Source organism: Arenibacter sp. ARW7G5Y1 (genome assembly GCF_003201775.1).
Classification (GTDB): domain Bacteria; phylum Bacteroidota; class Bacteroidia; order Flavobacteriales; family Flavobacteriaceae; genus Arenibacter.
Window position 1 is genome coordinate 1 of record NZ_QJJZ01000029.1, and the last position, 21,878, is coordinate 21,878.

Consider the following 21,878-nt stretch of genomic DNA (forward strand, 5'->3'; position numbering starts at 1 on the left):
ATTGCGTCTGATTATTGGTCTTCCAAACGACATTGCTTTTCATACCATTAAGATAAGAAAATCAATACTTTTTTTAAAATCATAAACAAAAAAAAAGAGACTGCCTTTTTAGACAGCCTCTTTAGCGGTCCGGACGGGACTCGAACCCGCGACCCCCTGCGTGACAGTCTATTATACCAGATATGAAAGCGCTACAAAGCCTATTATATATGACTGAATATCAATGATTTAAATCGTTTTGACTCAATTTGTAGCCATTTGCAGCCATTTGACATCAAGGAAAAGTGCGCGTAAAGTGAGCGTTTTTATTTCTTACCTTTTACTTATAATAGCTAAGAATTAATGGCCAAGGTAAGTCTGATACTCGACACAAGGAAGAAATCCAAAAGCAGGATTACCGGGCTATATCCCATAGTCCTCAAGGTCTTCCACATAAAGAACCGACTGCTCCGACTTGGCTACTTTACCTCCCCTGCCGGATGGGATTCAAAAAACCATCTACTGCGCAGATCTTCAGCAGCAAACAATGGGGTGGACTGCCAAAAGATAAACGCTGAACTTGGAGACAAGTTCCATTGGGCCAAACAAGTGGTGTACGAGCTCGGAGATAGTATCGACCAGTTGGATGTCGACCTCCTTTTGGACCATATCAAGGTCAGATGGGATTGCGAACTGGATTTTGAGATAAAAAAGAAGGTGGAAAATAATATTTCACTATCACAATAGGGAAGTGCGCTTATCAACAGAAAACGGGCAGCGAACATTCCGGGAACGGCACAGTGGTAACAAAGTGGAGTGGATGCCATGACCAAATTCAACAATGGAAAGGATATCATCCTCTACGATATTACCCTTACATTTCTCAGGGACTTCGAGGCCCAACAACTGAAGAAGGGAAATTCGAAAAATACAATAGGTATGTATATGAGGGCGATCCGATCCATATACAATAGCGCCATCAAAGAAGATCAATTTGTTCCGATTAAAAATCCATTCGACCATTATAGAACGCCATCAATGGCGAGGACCAAAAAGAAGGCTGTGGCCAAGGTCAAGATCATGGATCTAAAGAAATTGGAATACGAGCAGGAAAGCCCACTTTGGCACGCCAAAAACCATGCCCTGATCATGTTCTACTGCAGGGGATTGAACTTTATCGATCTGGTCAAGCTCAAGGTAAAGAATATCGAGGGCGACCGCCTTCTATATGGCAGAAGCAAAACCGGTGACCCCTTCTCGGTCAGGATTACCGAAAGTCTTGGTAACATCCTGGAGTTCTACCTTAAGGGGAAACAACCCGAAGACTATCTGCTTCCCACCAATTATGACGGCAGTACCAAACATTTTCAAAAGTACAAATCACTAAGAAGGAGAATGAACGAGCGTCTTAAGATCATCGCCAAAGATGCGGGGATAGAAGGTGAATTCACCACCTACTACATCCGACATTCCTGGGCTACCATCGCCAAGTTTATGGGAATATCAACAGAGGTAATCAGTGAAGGTTTGGGCCACAATTACTTAAGGACAACAGGAATCTATTTGAAAAGCTTTACCAACCATGTTTTGGATGATGCGAATGAGCTAGTCATTTCTTAAATAATTTTCACAATTAAAAATGCCATATTCGGGAGCAAGCTAATTTTTACTAAATTCTTGATAAAACAAATCCTTGGAAATAGATTTTCCAGGGAGTTTTTTATGGTTTTATTCATTAAGCGGGTCTTCGGTCGGTTTTATCACCTGAATTCGACGTAAGAAAGTAGGGTTTTTACAATAGAAATAGCGGAAAATTAGGTATCTAAAATTCAAATATTAAACCAACATTCCGCTTATGATTTCCATGGATAAAATTACTTAAATTTTCTGTTCTATAGGTAAATTTTGAAAAGTTTTTGAGCCCGCCTTATAAAAGAAGCTCATTTCCTGTGGGAAAAAGCAAAGGAACAGGACTTTTAGGATATCACAAAGTGAAATCCTGACCATTATCGTACTTTTTCACATGAGCGGTTACCGGACCTTCAAACATTTTTATCTTTATTATGTCAAGGAGGATTTAAGGGACGAGTTCCCCGTTACAGTCTCCTACAACCGGTTCACCGAACTGATGCAATCCACTCTTCGACCAGGGCCTGCACCTGGTCACCGGGATCAGGAACAATATGAAGAATGTGCTGATGGACATGCGGGACAAGATACTCCTTCGAAAAAGATAATTCATCGAAACGATAAACGATTAGCTAAAGAATATCTGCCAGCCGAACATTCGCGTCACAGAAGCTTTGGAAACTTCATTACAAACTTGGTGGCCAGCCTTATCGCCTACTCCTTTCAAGAAAAGAAACCGGGAATCAAATTTGAAACAGAAAACACCTCACAATTGACATTATTGTATTAAAAGCCTAAATCGAACTCAGTTTTATAGGGTTTTCAGGTGTGTGTTTTTGATGTCCGGACAGACCTCTGCCATCTATTTTTTTTATCAAAGGCCCTTAGGCCGCTTTTTCCAGTGCCGGGGCCCACATGCGCCTACCGATTTCCACTACGTTGCCCTTATGGATGCCGAAGAATATCCATAAGGTCACAGTTTCATTGGTCCTGGCCCTTATCCACTTCAGATGGTAGTGCTCCTTGTCTTTTCAAACGTTTGCCCTTGGCCGAAAAGATGGACAATGGACCCTTTTTTAGTTCCCCAAGGCCAAAGGACCTGACCAGGTCGTATTAAAGGATGGCAATGTAGACCTTGCCCCGGTCGCTCTCGAGAAACCGAGCGTAGAACACATCGAAAGCTTCGGTCAGGGAAGAAAATGTAGAACTGTGCTGGAAATTGTGGATTCTTCGTATCTTGGATATAGACATTAAGATAAAAACCCCGTATTTTGAGCTAGGGACTCGTTTTCGAGGTTTTATTATACTTAAATACACGAATTAATTAGCTGATATTAAAGTTTTTGAACCACTTCTGAATCGCTTATTTTGTAGCTCCAACTACTTAACGGTATTCATTTCCTTACTTATAAGATTGCCTTACTCTACTGTGGGCCGTCAGACCATAATATTTTTATGAAATATTTTTTTTACTGTTCGAAACACCATTTTTACTTAGGACGTAACAAGTGTAAAAGCTGAATGACCATTCTATTCTTTCTCCAGCACTATTTGACGTATCATGAGATTGTTTGCTTTAGTCGTCATAGTTTTCAGAATAAGCTTACCGTCATTACTATCTTCCCTCATTACATGGAATTTCACCCATTTTCCTCCTTTGATATCATGTTTGCCTAGTTGTACTTTCCTGCCCTCAAACTCAAGAAAACCTTCCCGTCCTTGGTGGTTCCAATCCTCAAAAAGCACATAAAAACTGCCTAAGATTCCGTTAGGACAATCTATGGTAATAGTCATGTTTTTTCCGTACCAAGCACCTCCATCATTATCTTTATTAACACCGTCTGATTGTATGTTGTAGTTGACATTTTCTTTTTGGACAAGGATTCGATCAACCTCTTTGGACCATTCAAGATCATTATTTTCAACTTTTACTAAGTCAGCAGATTTCACGTGTAACAAAGCATTTTCAAAACCTTCATCCAAGGTTGTTTCGGTTGCCTTAGGTATCATAGGAAAAAGTTCCTTCAAAAATGTTCCATCAACAGTAAGGGTTGGGGTGAAATCATTTGATTTCATATATTCTACAAGGCTATACTTTAACTGTTTTGCTACGGGGGAGTAATTTGTAGCTATATCAAAACCACATACCAACAACTTACCATTTCCTACTCTAAATTCAAAGATTGCTCCTTCTTTGTTGTTTCTGTGAAAATCGTCCACTACCTGCACAATGGGCTGGTATTCCCGAGGGGTACTGTTTAATACAAAGCCTTTAGAGGTATGCATAATAGTTTCCCATTGCCAATCGCTGTGAAAGGAGGTTGGAAATTTTTTCATAGCAGAATGTTCGTTTTGTACCAATAATCCAATATTGGTTTTACCTTGGCCGGGAAAGAATGTCAACGACCAATACAACGGATGAAAATTTAGATCTACACTATTCTCCTCGGTCCCCAATTGATTTGCAAACAACAATACCTTTCCTCCATCTTTCAATGCTTTCAGCGCTTCCTCGTCCAATGAATTTGAATAATGTATTTCATCGTCACCTGTCTTTGGAAGGCTGGAAGGGTAAACCCAAATATCCCAAGAATTTTTAAAGGGAGTGTTCTCCAATGCTAGGGAAATGGTCAATTGCTGTGCGTGATCAATAGAATTCAGGGGAACGTTAAACTTTCCTATATCGGTTAAACTGCCAATATCCAAATCTTTAACGGACCACCTTTCCTCCTTTAAAATCTTACCCTTACCGGTGAGGATTTTTGCAATAATCATCCCTTCTTTAATGGGATATTGTCCATAATGGGAAATCTGGGCAGTTGCTTCAAAAGTTTCGTTCGTATTCCAAACATACTTTTTCATTCGTAATAGTGGTACTGTTTCATTAAAGTGTTGTTTGAATTTTTGAGGAGTGGTAATTCCCTTACTATCCCAAAAGGCATCCAGCCATCCAATCAAGGCTTCGCCCTGCCCCTGATAGTCCTGCATACTTAATAATTGCACCCCTGCGCAACTTCTAGTTCTTAAAAAGGACTCAATTTCATATTTATACATTATTTGGTTCAATGCTCCTGAAGCCATCTTAAAGTCCTGATCTTGACCAACAATACCATTTCTCTCTGCAACCTTCCTAAATTCCTCAAAGTTCCTGGCCTTTAGTATACCGGTATATTTATCGATTTCATCCCAAGTAGGGTAGACCGGCCATTGCCCAATCTCATGAGCAATTATTGGAATGTTCATTTGAGAATAAACATCCTCAAAATCCCAATCAGTTCGCGGACCATTCAAACCTCTTGTACGACCGACTCCTTGGATATAATGGGTAGCCATATAGTCATCTACCTCAGTGATTTTTCGTGCGGTTGAAACTGAATAAAGCCTTCTATTGTCCTTGTTTTTTAAGTCTGCAACCCATTCCTTCGACACATCGAAATCCGAATTACCCAATTCATTACCGATACAGAACATGGTAAATGATGGATGATTTCCATAGGTGTCGACCACTCTGTTCATTTCATCGATAACAAATGTATCACGTTCGGGATCTAAACCCAGACCTTTTGGGTGTCCTCTGGTATCCATCTCAGGCCTTCCCTTGGCCTTCATGTCTTCACTCATCCATCCATCGATCCAAATGGAAGCCTCTGCCTGCAAATAGATGCCCACCCTGTTGGCGGCTTTAAAAGCAGCTTCAGGAGGACACCAGGAATGGAAACGGGCGTGATTAAGTCCATATTCCTTATAGGTTTTAAATATATTTACCCAATCCTCTACATTAGTGGACGGATAACCAGTCAACGGAAAATGTACGCAATCTAGATTACCCCTTAAAAAAACAGGGTCGCCATTGATCGTAATGTTCGTACCGTTATGGCCAATTTCTTGATAACCAAATTCTGTTTCGTAAGTATCTGAATGCTTTTTTGTCTTGATTTCTGTAATGAGGGTATATACTATAGGTTCAAATTCATTCCACTTTTTTAGCTTTCCATCAAGATTCAGGATGACTTCAAATTTATTTGTACCGACGTTCAATTTTCTAGAAATACTCAGTTCTTTAACTATTTCCGGCTTTTCTAGCTCCCTTATTTGAATTTGAACGTTAGCTTTTTCCACCTTCTGTGCGGTTATTCCCAATTCTACCCTCAGTTGGTCTTTATCTAATAGGGCAAAGGTTCTAACACTGTGAACATAGGTAGGGTCTTGGGCCCTAATTTCCATTTTTCCAACTATTCCATTCCAAATGCCCTGGGTATAGGTACCATAGGCATGGCCTTTATCACCAATATTATGGATCATCTCATTATCCACTTCTATGACTAGACGATGTTTTCCAGGGGCAAGATTTCCAATTTTGTGTATATGTGGGGTTCCCAGCGCATCCTGGGTACTAAGTTGTTTCCCATCAATAAAAACTTTGGATTGCCATAATACCCGTTCAAGGAAAATGGTAAGCTGTTTGTCTTTCCAATTTTTGGGGATTACAATTTCCTTTTCAAAAACGGCCACGCCCAGATATTTATATTCCGGTGTAAGTACACCATAATCCGATCCTTTGGTCTCTACACCAAAACCCTGTTGAGCAAGCGAAGAAGGTAGATGAATTACCCCCTCCATTTTACTATGTCCGTAGGAATTATCCACAGCGGTATTGTTGGCATTTAAGGTTACCTTCCAGGCACCTGATAGATTTATGTTCCGTTCTTGTGCATTCAAAGGAATTATCATCATCAATACTAAAATAATACCTGTTATTGCAGTATTCTTTACTCGATTATACATAGAACTATAATTAGTTTATAAATAAAATTACAATGGACTAATAGATGTATTGGTTTTCTAATTGATGTTCGTTCCTGCATTCAAAAAAATCCAGTTGTACGCATCCTCTTCCTAACTAAGTTAATTGACCTGTTTTTTGAAAACTGAGATAAACAGAGCTCTTGGGATATAAAAAAACATCTTATCATACTTCCTTTCTATCAGCTAATTTCGATCCAATTTTTTGAGCCATTTTTAAATGGACTACCGCGGATAAGTGATACCTATCTTTTTCTATAACTCTCCTAAAAGCGGAAATAGCATTTTCCGTGTGGTTCAATCCAAGTTCGCCCAAGCCAATCAAATATTGACAATGTATATAGTTACGCGCATTAAGGTCTTCTTCCCAAATTAGTAGATCTGGAAGTGATACGGCAAAATAATCTAACCTAACCACATCATTTTGATGTTTATTCCCATAATCCAATAGGTTCTTAAAACGTTGTTGTGCTTCTTTTTGTCTATTTAATTTAGAAAGAGCTAAACCTTGGTAGAAAATCTTATCAGGTTGTTGGTCGTTATAGAAGATGGCGGGCTCAGGATTATTCAACCCAACTGAAGCTTTTTCCCAATATTCCTTAGCTTTGTCGTTATTTCCTAACTTCTCATAAGTACAGCCTAACCAATAAAAAATATCATTTTCTTGTGCCCCGAACAGTTTCCCTTCGCCTAAGTTATGCGGATATATCTGAGCCGATTCCAACAACGTTTTGGCTACTTTATAATTGGCGGACTGTAGAGCTTCTTTCGCAAGCTCTATATGGGTGGTTATATACTGAAATGGAACCTTGCCTTCACCACCTTCCCAAGGGTGAAATTGCCTTTCTTTTAATTTGGAAAAAGCTTTTTTGTAATGGGATTTAAGGTTGAGTATATTTATCTTTTCCAAGTATAAATCATCCCTGGCCACCATTAGCGAACTATTGTTCTCCAGTAGCTCCAAACGCTGATCTATAGGGACATTCATTTTTTTGTATAGTTGATCCAATTCCATCAAGAGTCGTGGATTATTGGAATCTAATTGGAATGCCCTTTCCAGATATTCTCGGGCCAATGTCTTCTTATCTTCCTTGTTGTAATACAGTAGAGCCAAATTACGGAGGCAGATAGGATTATTGTTATTAAGCTTCAATGAAGTTTCCCAACATATACGGGCATTTTCGTACTGTCTTGCCGCATACCAAAAATTGCCTAAATAGTATGGTGCCATATCATCACACGGATTCATGTCGATGGCTGCCTGTAGCACGACCACTTCTTCCAATCGACTAGGAAAACAATAGTCTGACGGCATTTTTTGAGCCAGCTTATACTGTTGTTTTGCTAACTCATTTTCATTTCTTTGTTCATAGTACCATCCAAGGAAATATAGAGCCATGGGATACACTTCTTCTTTCTCTTCCATGTATACCTGTAAAAGATGAATTGCTTCTTCAAATTGGCCTACTTGGGCATAATCCAAGGAGTATTCAATATAATTATGAGCGTTATCACGTATTGACTTTTTAAAAGAGGCTTTATAATTACTCTCTTTTGTAAGGATGTAATGCTCAAAATATACCCCGAAATTCAGAGGGTCAATGGCTAACGATTCCTTGATCAATCTCCCAGATTCCTCTGTGCGACCTAATTTTCGAAGAAGTAAAGCTTTTAAGTGTCTAGCTTTATGATTATGCCAATTTTTGATCAAAGCTTTATTTACTAATTCCAATGCCTTAGTCAGATTTCCTTTGGCACAATCTATTTGTGCAAGATTAAAATAACCTGCGTCTTGCCAGGCCGCGTTCCAGCAAGATTTAAAGAATGCGTCATAAGCCTCGTCGATTTTACCTAAAAACCGTAAAGTAAGCCCCTTGTTAAAAAAGGGCTCCCCATCATACGGGTTTGGATTGTGTTTGGTAAGCGTAGCAATTGCCCTATCAAAATAGGGTAGTGCTTTATTAAACTGCCCTTTTTTAAGATTCCAAAGCCCCATAGCATTATTGTTACGCACATCTCCAGGTTCACGTGAGAGTGCCTCCAAATAATATGCCGTTGGGTCATAAGTAGCGTGACGATATTGCTCCAAGTGCAGACCAATAAGAAACAATTGCTCTACACTTTCTACTTGATTAGGGTCTTTTGCTGCTTTGGCTGGATCTGGAATTTCTTGATGTGAATAATCTTCAGGAGACCAAGAAACCAATACAGCACCATCTTTATCTTTTAGTATGGCAATAAGATTTTCGTAGACCGCATTTTTAAGGAGCACCTTTTTTTCAAAACCATCTTTTGGACTTAAGCTAACCACTTCATCAAAAATTACATTTTGGCCATTTAATAGCTGAATCGTACAATTATGATATACAGAAGTTACATAGACTTTGACTGTGGCTTCACCGGATTCCAATTCTAAATTTATCAAGGCTTCCTTTGTAGCATTTTTAACCATACCCACATTGTAATAAGGGATGAAATACTGTTTAAAGGTTTTTTCTTCATAGGGGTGCATCCAAGAGAAATCGGGCTGATTATCGGTATATACTCCACACATTAACTCAATATAGGGTCCATCTTGGTCGGTAAGGTTTCGATCCCATGCCCTGCCAAAATCTCCATTTCCCCAAGTCCATTGTTTTTTTCCTGGGGAAATATGGTGGTCTGCCACATGTATCAATCCACCTTTGGTATCATTTTCATAACCACCTACAAAGTCATATTGAGAAGTTATTGCCATATAGGAAGTTGGTACGGGAATAGTACTATATCTAGAAATATCGGTGCCTGGAGAGTAGTCTACTTTGTAATACACTCCCTTGGCTATGGGAAATTCAGATACATCACGTTTTCCATGGTCATAAACAGCATTAACGTCAGGTGGGAACACTGACTGATAGTGATCGTTTACTGCTAATGCCGGATTTGCCCACCATAAAAACGTTTGCGCATGGGGGGTGCGGTTATAAAGTTGTCCTTTAACCTCGAGGTATGCCTTATTAGGGTATAAGGTAAAACCTGCCATTCCCTTGGTACGGAACATTCTTTCTACTTCACTAACCCACACTGTAACGCTACCATCTTTATTTTCCTCTATATAATAATCCGTTGGGTCATAGGTGCTTGGTCGATGGTGCTGGGGCCAGTTAAACTCAATCCCTCCTGAAACCCAAGGGCCGGTAACCCCTACTAACGCAGGCTTAATAACCTGGTTATAGTAGACAAAATGTCGTTGACGGATCTTGTCATAGGCCATCTGGATTCTTCCTCCCAATGCAGGAAGCACCATAATCTTGATATAATCGTTTTCTATAAAGATTGCTTCCCATTTCTTATCTGTTTTAATATCACTGATCTGCTCCACTACAGGGTTTGGATAAACCGACCCGCTACTGCCTTGATAGACTCGTTTCTCTAAAAAAACAGGATACTTTTCAGGTGCTCCCACTTGGTAAGTTGGAATAGTCACAATTTCTTTCCACGCCTTAACTATATTCATAATTTTAAATACTACTATTTTACCTTATTTAACATTAGAAGCCTATGAGCGTGGTATTAACATGACCTATACCAGCCCGTCCGTTTTAATGATTATTTATAATTTTAATCCTTCTTCGCGAATTCCATTTCAATTTCTTCCAAGCTCCTACCTTTAGTCTCTGGTAATTTATTCTTAATAAAAATATACCCTCCAACACATATTAAACTATACACCCAAAAGGTCCCATAAGAGCCTAGCGCCTTGTTCATTATGGGAAAAGTAAACACCAGAACAAAGGAGGCAACCCATAATGAAAAAGTAGCAACTGACATTGCTACACCCCGAATGCGATTGGGAAATATCTCTGATAGAACTACCCAAGTTATGGGTGCCAAAGACATAGCATAAATAGCAATAGCAGTAACTACCAATATGAGAACAGGTAATCCATTAAATTCAAAATAATAAGCACCTCCTAGAAGGGCATAAACAAAAGCTAACCCTATACTGCCAAAAAGCATTAATTTGCGACGTCCCCAGCTGTCCACAGTGCGCATGGCAACAAAGGTAAATATCAAGTTTACACTGCCTGTAATGACAATATTAAAAAGCATATCTCCCACACTATACCCGGCTGCGGTAAATATTTCGTCGGCATAATTGAAAATGATATTAATACCGCACCATTGCTGAAAAACTGCCAATACAATACCTATTACGAATATAGATGTATGTTTTTTGTTCTTTAGTTGGGAAGATGGGACCATTGTTCCTTTATCTTTTTTTAAGGTCAATTTCATGTTTCGTACTTCGCCTAAGGCATATTCTCTACCTCCAATTTTCTCCAGGACTTTAGTTGCTTCTATATCTTTGCCCATTTTCGCGAGAAATCTGGGACTCTTCGGAACAAGAAACATTAAAAAGAAGAAAAGACCCGCAGGGATAAGTTCAGCCCAGAACATCCAGCGCCAACCGTTTTGCCCGTTCCAAGAAGCATGTATTTCAGAAGCACTAAAATTGGCGGGAATCGCTTCTGCAATACCCCAATTGGCCAGTTGTGCGGCCAATATACCCAAAACAATGGTCAATTGATTAATTGCAACGAGCTGTCCGCGGTATTTAGCAGGAGCTACCTCTGCAATATACATGGGTGAAAGGGTAGAAGCTAGGCCAATACCTACACCTCCTAGCAAACGATAAACAATAAAAATCGTAAATCTATCGGTAAAGCCGGTGCCAAGAGCGGACAGGGTAAAAAGGGCTGCGGCCAAGATCAGGGAATTTTTCCGACCCCATTTGTCCGACAATAAACCCGAAAGTATAGCACCTAATACACAGCCTACCAATGCGCTGCTCATGGCCCAACCTTGTAATGTAGGTGAACTGACTATGTTGAAGTATAGTTCATAAAATGGTTTTGCGCCCCCTATCACTACCCAATCATATCCGAACAGGAAACCGCCCATGGCAGTAACCAATGCCAGAAATAGAAGGTATGAAATGTTTATCTCTGAATTATTCATTTTAGCCTTAAATTGTCTTTAGTTAAAAGTTTGCCTTCATCAATTCCAATGGTTTAAATAAGCAAAACATGGGCAACTTCCATGGATTATTCTCTAATTTGTAAATTTACACCTTGTAGTTTACTATATAAATAGATAAATGACCGAAATATATGGACAATTCCACTATTAAAGAAGGGTTTTTAGGGCAGAGGATGATTGTATTACCAAATGAAGTTATACACCGTTTAAGTTCCAAACCTATTACCCGTTCGTTTTATGTAACTGATATGGGCTATTACCCTAAAGCAAACTACCATCATAGGAAGCGAAAAAAGGGGGTAGGCGAATATATTTTTATTTATTGTTCCGAAGGAGAGGGTTGGTACGATGTGGATGATGAAATAACACCTGTTTTTCCTAATCAGTATTTCATTATACCCAGGAACACAAAACATAGTTATGGTGCACACAAAAGTAATCCATGGAGTATTTACTGGATGCATTTTAATGGCTTATTAGTGAATGATCTAATTGAACGATATCGTTTGAAGGCTAAAAGAACCATAGCGGTTCCATTCGAAAGTGGACGGATCGCTCTATTCGACCAAATTTTTAAAATATATAAAAGTAGTTATATCGAACCTCAAATGGAATATGCAAGCATTTCGGCCCTAAACTTCCTAAGTTCCTTTATTTATGATGACACTAATAATTTACGTACTGATAATTATGAAAATCTAGTGGATTCAATTACAGAGTTTTTGACCGACAATATAGATAAGTCGTATACTTCTGAGGATATAGCACTAAAGTTTAATTACTCTTCCTCTTATATATTCAACCTTTTTAAAAAGAAGACCGGATATTCCCTGATTCATTTTTTTAATTTAAAAAAAATTCAAAAGTCATGTGAGTACATTAAGTACACCGATTTAAATATTAAAGAGATTAGTTACAAAGTAGGTTTTCAAGACCCACTATACTTCTCCAGGCTTTTTAAAAAGTATATGGGTGTTTCTCCGAAGTCATATAGAACACAGATAGAAAATTGATTTATAATTACTAGGCGGATTCTATGTGCCCTAAATATTAATCTCTTTTTTAATAAAAATCTTAATCTAAGTCTTTATTTCGAACATTTTATGGAACTAATTAAAAACTATTATTAGGAGTTAAAAATATTTTCCATCTAATTCAATTCCCCTTTAGTTAACTCCCTTTCCTGATAGTCCTCAGTATAGAGAAAGTTATTAAATTCACCTAACAATTTACAAACCGCTTTTGTGTCAGACAAGAAGTCGCCGGTTCAACTCCAATATTCCCATCAACAAACAAAGGGCTCCCAAGAGATTGAGTGCTTTCTTTTTTTAAGATTGCACGTAGATTACATGTGGTTTTTTGTGATTATTTTCCATTTTTTCGCCATTAATTTCTCAAACTTCTTTTTCATTTTTCTACGATAAGGGTTCTTCTTGCTGGGCTGCACCCCTCATACAGGCGTCAAAGATTATTAATTATCACAAAGGAGTTAACCATCGACTACCTAAATTTATATAAACAGCATACCAATAATGTTCTGGACAAGGCGAATGATCTTTTGTTACCTAGCAGATTTCATATAAAAAAGCCGAAGATTTGATGAATTTTCGTCCATTAACACGCCCCTATGTATTATCCTTAGGACGTATTTATTAAAATCTTCGATATATACTTAAAGTTTAATTTTGTAGTCCGAAATGCTAGGTAGGTTTTCATTGCCTTTTACACCTTTGCTTAAACCCATTTCATAAGGTTAAGTGACAGTAAATTGCTATTTACACCTTTAATTCTCATAAAACATTTGGATTTAAATGACTCAAAAGCATAAATTTGAGCCATTATGGCATAGTATTAAGTTAGAAATTCCCATACTTTTTACATGATACTATTAAAAAACGTTCTGCGAATGGTGTTGAAATATTTTTTCATATTTACTGTATCTATTAAGCTTTGCCATTAGTCTTCCACTAATACGTGCTTTGGATAGTTTATCCCCATAACATCATACCTTTTCGACATATCCTTTAGTCGATTTTTAAAATCGCTCCAATTTCTAGTTTTCTGTGGGGACCAAAACACTTCGGACAAGGCTGTCATTCCGGGAAGGGTCATATATTCTACCTGCTTTTCTGTTTTCATATTCGGTCCAAACATTACCTTGTGCCCCAAGGACGAACCTTTCCTCTTCCTTATCCAGTTCCTCTGGAATTGGATTATTAGGAGTACACTTTTTCCAAGGGCAGAAACTCATCAAAGGCCAAAGGTTCATTAACCTTATCCTCTACATGGTAAAAATTAAAATAATTATGGGTCCTAGGTGTCATGATAACATCGTGATGTTGTTTGGCGGCTTGAATTCCTCCTTTTTCGCCACACCAAGACATAACCGTGGCGTTAGGGGCCAAACCTCCTTTCAAAATCTCGTCCCATAAAAAGCTGCTAAACTTAAATTTTTACCATGTCAATTGTTAAAGACTGAGTATAACGTTTACTGCCTTTTTTGGTTATTTCGGCACGCGAATCGGCTGAAAAATTTTCTAATAGTTCATAGATTAGGAACTTCTCTGACAAATTTCAATTGTCAAGATTTATTTAAAGGTTTAACTGTTTGTTATTCCAATTATATACGTGTACAAGTTTATATAATTCTTAACGCTTAAAAAATAGACAAAAGATTCAATTACAAAAAAAATGCGTTGTACTGTATCAGAATAAAACAATACTTCAGGTTTATGCATGGTAAATCCCTCTTAAATTTTAATTACACAAAAATGTAAATACGGACTTAAGGGGCCTATTCCTTCAGTCTGACATATACATAATACGCTCCAAGTGCATCTCCTTCATTGGTATAAAACCACGTTTGCACGTCAACCAATCCTTTTTTTAATGGCATGGATATTTCTACACTCTGGGCCGATGGATTTACATCTACTAATCTTTCCATACCATTGATTTTTATTCGTGCACTGGTAATGTTATAAATTGTACCCTGTGGTTTTTCCCCCCATTGTTTCAGTTCAATGTCATTATCCCTACTCACAATTTCTGGAGTCGTGGCATTTAAGGACAATCCACTCTCTTTTGGCCAACGTCTTAATTCAAAAACATATTCTCCAGCCTTCTCAATTTCCACAGGCCAAATGCCATTTGATATTTTACCTTCACGTACAGTTGACTGTCCAACAATAAGATTTGGCTTGTCATTATTATTCTTCCAGTACCAATCCTGAGCTGTTAGCAATATCTCCGGCGCTTGGGTGGAACCCAATATCAGAGGGTGATACTCATTGTCATTTACACTTATATCGGTCCAAATTTCTTCGTATTTTTTTCGTAGGGCTTTTACAATTTCAGGATATTGCATGGCAACATCTTCTTTTTGTGCAAAATCATTCTCCATGTCATAGAGTTCCTTTCCATTTATCAATCTCCATTTTTTATGTATAAGGGCATTGGTATTCCACTTAACAGGGGTAGGCAACCTTTGTTGTTCCACCAATAAATATCTTTCGTTCAAATCCGTTTTCTTTCCTAACAACAATGGCTTTAATGATTGGCCATCAAATTTAATATTGTCATCAACTTTTAGGTTACAGAGGTCAATAAAAGTGGGTAGTAAATCCATTACTGAGGTTAATTCATGAAAAGCATAGTCTCCCATTATATTCTTCTCTGGCCAGTAAATAAAACACGGTACTCGATGGCCTCCCTCGTAAACCGACCCTTTGCTTCCTCGCATACCAGCTTTATTGTGATTATTAGGCATAGCGGAACCATTGTCGGTTAAGAATATAAGTATTGTATTCTTTTCAAGTTTTGATTCTTTTAGAAAATCTCTGAGCACTCCGATATTATGATCTACACGTTCAATACTAGCATAAAAGTTTGATACATTTTCATTAAGTTCTTTATTCAAATATTTATCGGCCCATTTTTGCAGTACGTTATTAGGGCCATGTGGTGCACTTGTAGCGATATATGCAAAAAATGGTTTATTATGATTTTTTTTCATGAAGGTAATCGCTTCTTCAAAAAAAACATCAGCGGAAAATCCTGAATACTTTGTAGGTTGATTGTTGTGAAAATAAGTGTCGTTCATTCTATCATTATCCCAATAATCCACCATTTGACTTACGGAACCCGCTTTGTGAATAACCGACTCCTGAAATCCTCTATCTAAAGGTCTAAAGGGGTAATCATCACCAAGGTGCCATTTGCCAAATATACCTGTGGCATAACCGTTGTCCGAGAAGGCATCTGCCATTGTCAATTCAGTTTTACGAATTCTTTCCCGTCCCAATACCGTATGCCAAACACCTACGCGATGGGTATATTTACCCGTCATCAACTGGGCCCTAGTAGGAGAACAAGTGGGGTTCACATGAAAGTTCTCCAATCGCATGGATTCACTATGCAATAAATCCATATTTGGTGTTTCAACAAATGCATTTCCATTTGCAGCTATATCTCCATACCCCTGATCATCGGTCATTATTACAATAACATTCGGAGGTGTTTCTTTCTTGGAATTACAACTAACCAGCAGAAAACCAGCTAACAACATCATTGATAAATGCTTAAAATCGCTTTTCATTTCGAATTCTTTTTTAGAGTTTTTTAATTAAAATTTTTGGATGACTTTCTATAATAGTTATGGATTTGTAACATCATAAACTGAAAACTCCAAAATTTGTGATTTTCCTATTGATTCCAGAACTTTTAACCGAACTGCAGAAACTTCTTTGTCATCAAAGCGGTGAATAAACTTATTTCCAATGCAAGAACCTTCAAAAATCATGTGCCAACCGCCTTTAGTTTTTCCTTCCAGAATAAACTTTCTAACGCGCTCTCCCTTTGAAATATCTTCCATTAATACTACTTGATTGATATTTTGTTTATTTGCAAATTTAATGCTTAACTGATATCCTTCGCCCGAAACCGATTTTACAGGAGAATCAAAACGGCGTTTTATTTCATCCCCAAACTCTTTCAAACGTTTTACATCAGGTTCAGGTATAATGCCATCCGTGTTGGGTGTTACTCCTAAAATTAGGGTTGTATTATGACCCACAGAATTGTAGTACATTTTAACCAATTTATCTAGAGGATATATGATATCTTCCCTATTGGGCTCCCAAAACCAGTCATGACCTCCGTGCCCACGTAAAGGGGCATCACTCATAGCAGGCATATAGTAATTTCCATTAGGGTCTCCTGTTTTTAATAGCTGATAATTATTGGCTCTTATTTCCTTTTTAGCTGATTCACCCGCCCCTGTAGATAAATAGGGGAATGTGCCCCAACTGGGATACGGAACAGTTCCAGTCTCACTACCACCCCAGCGCATATCGGAACGCTGTAAATTATGATAGAACAAACTGTTAGGCTGGAGTTTATCAAAAATTGATAGCACGTCCGGACCTCCTTGTTCAGGGCTGTGTGCACCACCATCGAACCAGACAATAGCCCAATCCCCATAATTGGCAAAAATTTCTTCTACAACATTTTCTATCATAGTATTGTAATACTGTTGTCTATGCTCCGCAAATGTTCCCACTCCTTCTACTTTAAAATCATGAACACCATAGAAAGCATTCCATCTTGTTCCAATATAAACCCCCGGAAGAATTCCATACTTCTCGCAGGAGGCCTTAAAATCACGAAGGATATCCCCCTTCCCCTCTTGCCATTTTAAGGCTTTCATGCAATAAGGGGTTGCATTACTCTGATGAAAAAAAAAACCCGTCTCGTGACTAACTGTAAAAATCGCTGTTTTAAATCCTGCATCTTTTAGAGATTTGATCCATTGGTCCATATCGTAATTTTTTGGATCAAAAGTGTTGTAATCCTTTACAGGGGTTATTCTCACCTCTTTCTGCACATAGAATTCACCATCAAAAACATGCATATCCCAACAGACCAAAGCTGCTAGTTCGGTATTTTGCCATTGTAATTGTTCGGGGGTAGGAATGGGAACTTGATGTTGTGCTCCCATGTTCACAAAAAGTGTAAAAATTAAACTTAAAGTAAGTAAATATCTACTGTTCATACGATATTATTTAGTTCAGTACAGTGTTCCAATATTTTAATTTGGCATATCCTTGATTTTAGTTAATTCAACAATAGCCAATTAATATCTTAACCTTAAAATAAATGTGATCCGTAAAATATTTTATTGGTTATCAAACAAAAGTTCCTTCATTTTACGATGAATATCAGTATTCTCCATAAAACCCATAAAATTTTCGGCTCCCGGTCCGTAGGCAAAAATTGGCACCATTACAGCGGTATGTCCATTGGTGCTGTAGGCGCCCTTCACTTTGCCGGTCTCCATATTACCACCAAGAATAGACAGTCCCCCTGTTTCATGATCAGCGGTAATTACAATGAGAGTTTCCCCATCCTTTGCTGCAAATTCAAGTACCTGCCCAATTGTTCTATCAAAATCCAACATTTCTTCGGCTATGTAGGAGGTGTGGTTATTATGGCCGCCCCAATCAATCTGGGAGCCTTCCACCATAAGGAAAAAACCGTCCTTGTCTTTTTTAAGTATATTGATGGCAGTTTTGGTAGCAAGGGGTAGAAGATTTCCACGCTCAGATACCCTCCCATTTTCTATTGGCGCTGTTAAACCTGCTAATTTACCTTTTTTAACTTTTGAAATATCGGCCATATTTTCAAGTACTTTATATCCCTTACCTTTTAGTTCATCAGCTATATTTCGGCCATCTTCTCTTTCGGTAAAATAGGTAAGTCCACCACCAATAAATACATCAATGTCGGTCTTTAAAAAATCGGCGGCGATAGCTTCGTTCATACTCCTGCTTTTTTGATGGGCAATAAAAGATGCTGGAGTGGCATGGGTAATGGATGAGGTAGAAACCATACCTGTAGCTAACCCTCGTTCTTCTGCCTTTTCCAGAATGGTAATCACTGGAATGGTATCCTTATCCACCCCTATAGCATAGTTGTATGTTTTAACACCCGCAGAAAGTGCTGTGGCACCTGCTGCTGAATCTGTGATGTAATTTGAAAAAGACTGTGTTTTTGAAAAACCAATATGTTTAAAATTCTCCAGAAAAAGATGTCCGTGATTGGCAGTAATGCCTGTAAAAACCTGGGCAACTCCCATGCCGTCACCGATCATAAGAATGATATTTTTTGGCTTATCGGATTTGAATTTTTGAGGATATATTTTAATGGTATATGGTTTATCCCCTAGGTATGTAGATTTGGATTCTGTTGTGGTCTTTTTTTGAATATTATTATTTTGACCAAACGATTGAAAACCAATTCCTAAGAACAATACTGCCAATGTAATTTTGCATTTAATAGTATTCATTTTAATGAAGTATTATGAATCTTGTCCGTTTTTTAATATTATATTTTATGATGGGAGTACCATGCCAAGCATTAAAATAGCTTTTTTGAAATAGTATTGCGGATGGGACATTCGGCATAATATCCCATGTCAAAAATCAATTCACTAACATAAGGTAATCAAGTTCATATTCATGAAACTGATCTTTATTATAATTAGGCAGGATAAAATCGTATTCCCTCCATTGATGCTTAATATCTTCTGGTTTCCAGGGAGAGTAGGATTTAACCACTATTTTGTTCTGATTAGGTTTAAATTTAAAAACCCTTAACCAACCGTCCCACCAATCGCCATTAAGAAGTTGATAGACCGTGTTTCCATGAATGCCTTTACTGGTCAATAATCCTTTATGCCCGTCCGAGCTCTTATGATGCCCACTCAATACCAAAAAGATATTGGCATGTTTCCTGATTAACTTTTGCCATAGCATTTCTCCACTATTGGATGGTGGACTTGGAGGAAGATAATCGGTGGTTTTATCACGCGTGTCATTTCCCAACATATAGGAGTGGGTAATAACAATGACTCTTTTATCTGAATTTTTAGCAATTACTTCATTGGCCCATTCTATCATAGTATCCGTAGGACCACATTCAAGACTTACAACCATAAATTCCATCCCACCACCACTAAAGAAATGATAACTATTGTCATAATTGTCTCCTGGTGAATATCCATCATCTTTCATTCTTCCGCCATACCACTTTTCCGATTTATATCGAGTATAGGGAAATGTACTATTGAAATTTACAGTATTTCTAGTAGAATCAAGGACCATATCGTGATTTCCAACAGCAAAGCAATATGGCACTACACCATCAAGAATACTCATCGCTTTGTTTGCGTTCTCCCATTGGTAGGGTTCATAATCCTCATTAACAATATCACCCATATGCAATACAAATTTGATATTATCTGGTTTTGAACGTTCTACCACCCAATTGGTCATGGCTGAAAAGATTTCCTTTCTACTAGTGCTGCGAAAGGTGGGGTCATCCTTGGCATACATTTGTGTATCAGGAAAAGCAACAATAGTAAACGACTTATCAATGTCATCGAGTTTACCGCCTTTTTTGGTTGCACTGCAAGTTGAAAATAATGCAAGTATTAGAATTAGGTACGAAGTTCTCATGAATATAATTTGATTTTTATACTTTTTTTTTCATATATAATTTACCGATGTTCTAGTTCATTTCCGCTTTCAAGAATCATTCATCAACCCAATAATTCAATTGGTGTACCTTTTTTGTAAAAAAAGGACCGTTGTAGATACCCCGGCCCTTTCAACTTAACTAACTTAACCAACTCAAATGACGTGTATTGTTTCCTAGTTATATCCGGGATTTTCCGGCGCTAAATTGGGATTATTGGATATTCTTGTAATACCAATAGGAAAATAATAATACGCTTCTTTAAAATTTCTTATTATTGGATCCACCGGTCCAATTGTAACTTTATATGATTTAGTATCCCAGTCAAAATCCAAACTGGACAATTTGTGCATCTCTTTTGAAAGTTCCTCTACCGCAATTCGCCATCTTCTGAGATCCCAAAATCGATGTTCTTCAAAAGCTAATTCTACCCTACGCTCTTGCCTAATTTTATTCCTGTCCAAATCTGTCAAAGATGCAATTCCAGCCCTAGCCCTCACCTGATTAATATATTCCAGAGCCTCATCCGTCTTACCAATTTCAAAGGCCGCTTCCGCTAAATTCAAAAGTATTTCACCATACCTATAAACTATAAAGTCCGTATGTGACTCGCCCTCAAGTGCTTGATCCTCTAATTCATTTATCATTTTTTTTACCGGGAAATGTGTTCCTGCTTTTGCGAAGGCTATTGATTGTCCATACCAGGGCAAACCATTATAATCGCCAATTAAAGTGGGTGCAATTATGTATTCTCCATTATAAAAAGTACCTCCGTGGGTACGTACCCTCGAATCCTTAAAAGGAGCCTCTGGAAATAAAATTGATGCAAAAAAACGCGGATCCTTATTTTCAAAAAGATTATCAAAATCTACTAAACCGCTTTGTAAATCTTCATAATTCAATTTACCACTACTACCATCTGAATACTCAAAACTTTCTATCGTTTCTAAATAAACCGAAGTGGCAGCCCCCCAATAATTTTCAAACCCGGCTGGATAATTATAAAAGTCATAAGAATGACCAACTTTATCCCTTCCATGATATACTTTTGCGAAAATAATCTCAGTATTTTGTTCATCCAAAAATAGATGCTGAAAATTCTGGGCTTTGTCCGGTTTACCATTATAAAGTGAAAAATTACCAGAATTAATTATTTCTTTCGAAGCGTCGTATGATTTCTGCCAGTACGAGGTAGCTTCCGATGAAGGAAAGCCTAACAAACCATCCAATTGTTGGTTACCAAAGGTAGCGATACTTGCCGCATATAACATTGCACGGGATTTTAAGGCCAAGGCCGTAAACTCGGTTACACGACCAAATTCATCAGAAACATTATGTAAACTAGTTGCTACAGCATCGCATTCTTGGGCGATAAAATCATAAACTTCCTTTTCACTATTACGACTCACAAAAAGTTCTTCCTCAGGATCGTTTACTGATTGTGCCTCCGTAATTATTGGAACACCTCCATATCTTTTAACCATTTCAAAAAATGCGTAGGCCCTTAAAAATCTTGCTTCTGCAAGTCTACGCTCACGTATATCTTCATCAATTGGCGATTGGCTAACGTTTTGAATAAATGTATTTATTCTTCTGATTTGATCATACGCCCAATATTCCCAAACACCTCCTGTTTCATTTAGACTTCCATCTATCCAAGAATCCGCTGCATTATGCACATAAGCCTCCGCTCCCATATAGGAGGGTTGGGTCATTCTTGAGGAATTTTCCGAATATCGAAATGGAGTGGACACATATAAATCAGCAAGATTTGCGTCTATCAACTGTAAGTCTTCCCAAACGGCTGCACTTGAAATTTTATCCAAGGGCTGTCTCTCAAAAATATCGGAACACCCTACTATTCCTAAAAAAATAAAAATTGTTACAAATAAAGTTGAATATTTCATAAT

At 37.9% G+C, this 21,878-nt stretch carries 14 protein-coding genes; 4 read left to right on the forward strand and 10 right to left on the reverse strand.

What is annotated here, in order from left to right:
• The first annotated feature begins 342 nt into the window (after positions 1-342).
• The 3 genes from C7972_RS22915 to C7972_RS24485 all read left to right on the forward strand — a co-directional run bounded on the left by C7972_RS22915 (position 343) and on the right by C7972_RS24485 (position 2,216).
• Entirely contained in the window at positions 343-726 is a 384-nt protein-coding gene (locus tag C7972_RS22915; RefSeq protein ID WP_110358500.1) for a hypothetical protein, read from the forward strand.
• A gap of 78 nt (positions 727-804) precedes the next feature.
• Entirely contained in the window at positions 805-1,599 is a 795-nt protein-coding gene (locus C7972_RS22920) for a tyrosine-type recombinase/integrase (protein WP_146216373.1), read from the forward strand.
• Between the two features lie 551 nt (positions 1,600-2,150).
• Positions 2,151-2,216: a hypothetical protein gene (locus C7972_RS24485; protein ID WP_375334799.1), complete on the forward strand. Its 66-nt coding sequence runs from the start codon at positions 2,151-2,153 to the stop codon at positions 2,214-2,216.
• Between the two features lie 922 nt (positions 2,217-3,138).
• Here the strand turns inward: C7972_RS24485 and C7972_RS22930 are convergent.
• The 3 genes from C7972_RS22930 to C7972_RS22940 form a co-directional block, all read right to left on the reverse strand.
• The gene (locus C7972_RS22930) at positions 3,139-6,393 is read right to left on the reverse strand and encodes a sugar-binding domain-containing protein (protein ID WP_220020948.1); all 3,255 of its coding nucleotides are present in this window, start codon (positions 6,391-6,393) and stop codon (positions 3,139-3,141) included.
• 184 nt (positions 6,394-6,577) lie between these two features.
• Positions 6,578-9,907 (reverse strand): DUF5107 domain-containing protein, encoded by a 3,330-nt coding sequence (locus C7972_RS22935; protein WP_110358502.1) that lies wholly within the window; start codon positions 9,905-9,907, stop codon positions 6,578-6,580.
• A 104-nt stretch (positions 9,908-10,011) separates the two neighbouring features.
• On the reverse strand, positions 10,012-11,412 hold the full coding sequence (locus C7972_RS22940) for a sugar porter family MFS transporter (protein WP_110358503.1): 1,401 nt from the start codon (positions 11,410-11,412) through the stop codon (positions 10,012-10,014).
• A gap of 152 nt (positions 11,413-11,564) precedes the next feature.
• On the opposite strand from C7972_RS22940, the gene C7972_RS22945 reads away from it, so the two are divergent.
• On the forward strand, positions 11,565-12,446 hold the full coding sequence (locus tag C7972_RS22945; protein WP_110358504.1) for an AraC family transcriptional regulator: 882 nt from the start codon (positions 11,565-11,567) through the stop codon (positions 12,444-12,446).
• 943 nt (positions 12,447-13,389) lie between these two features.
• Here C7972_RS22945 and C7972_RS24240 read toward each other — a convergent pair.
• The 7 genes from C7972_RS24240 to C7972_RS22975 all read right to left on the reverse strand — a co-directional run bounded on the left by C7972_RS24240 (position 13,390) and on the right by C7972_RS22975 (position 21,875).
• A complete protein-coding gene (locus C7972_RS24240) occupies positions 13,390-13,572 on the reverse strand; it encodes a hypothetical protein (protein WP_258364930.1) in 183 nt (60 codons plus the stop codon).
• A 77-nt stretch (positions 13,573-13,649) separates the two neighbouring features.
• Positions 13,650-13,850, reverse strand: a complete 201-nt coding sequence (locus C7972_RS24245; protein ID WP_258364931.1) for a family 20 glycosylhydrolase — start codon at positions 13,848-13,850, stop codon at positions 13,650-13,652.
• A gap of 377 nt (positions 13,851-14,227) precedes the next feature.
• Entirely contained in the window at positions 14,228-16,030 is a 1,803-nt protein-coding gene (locus C7972_RS22955) for an arylsulfatase (RefSeq protein WP_110358505.1), read from the reverse strand.
• Positions 16,031-16,087: 57 nt separating this feature from the next.
• Entirely contained in the window at positions 16,088-17,485 is a 1,398-nt protein-coding gene (locus C7972_RS22960) for an alpha-L-fucosidase (protein ID WP_110358506.1), read from the reverse strand.
• Between the two features lie 123 nt (positions 17,486-17,608).
• Entirely contained in the window at positions 17,609-18,778 is a 1,170-nt protein-coding gene (locus C7972_RS22965; RefSeq protein ID WP_220020949.1) for an alkaline phosphatase, read from the reverse strand.
• A 136-nt stretch (positions 18,779-18,914) separates the two neighbouring features.
• Positions 18,915-19,949 carry a metallophosphoesterase gene (locus C7972_RS22970; RefSeq protein WP_110358507.1) on the reverse strand — a complete coding sequence of 345 codons (1,035 nt, stop codon included), beginning with the start codon at positions 19,947-19,949 and terminating at the stop codon, positions 18,915-18,917.
• Positions 19,950-20,144: 195 nt separating this feature from the next.
• On the reverse strand, positions 20,145-21,875 hold the full coding sequence (locus C7972_RS22975) for a RagB/SusD family nutrient uptake outer membrane protein (RefSeq protein WP_110358508.1): 1,731 nt from the start codon (positions 21,873-21,875) through the stop codon (positions 20,145-20,147).
• Positions 21,876-21,878 lie beyond the last annotated feature (3 nt).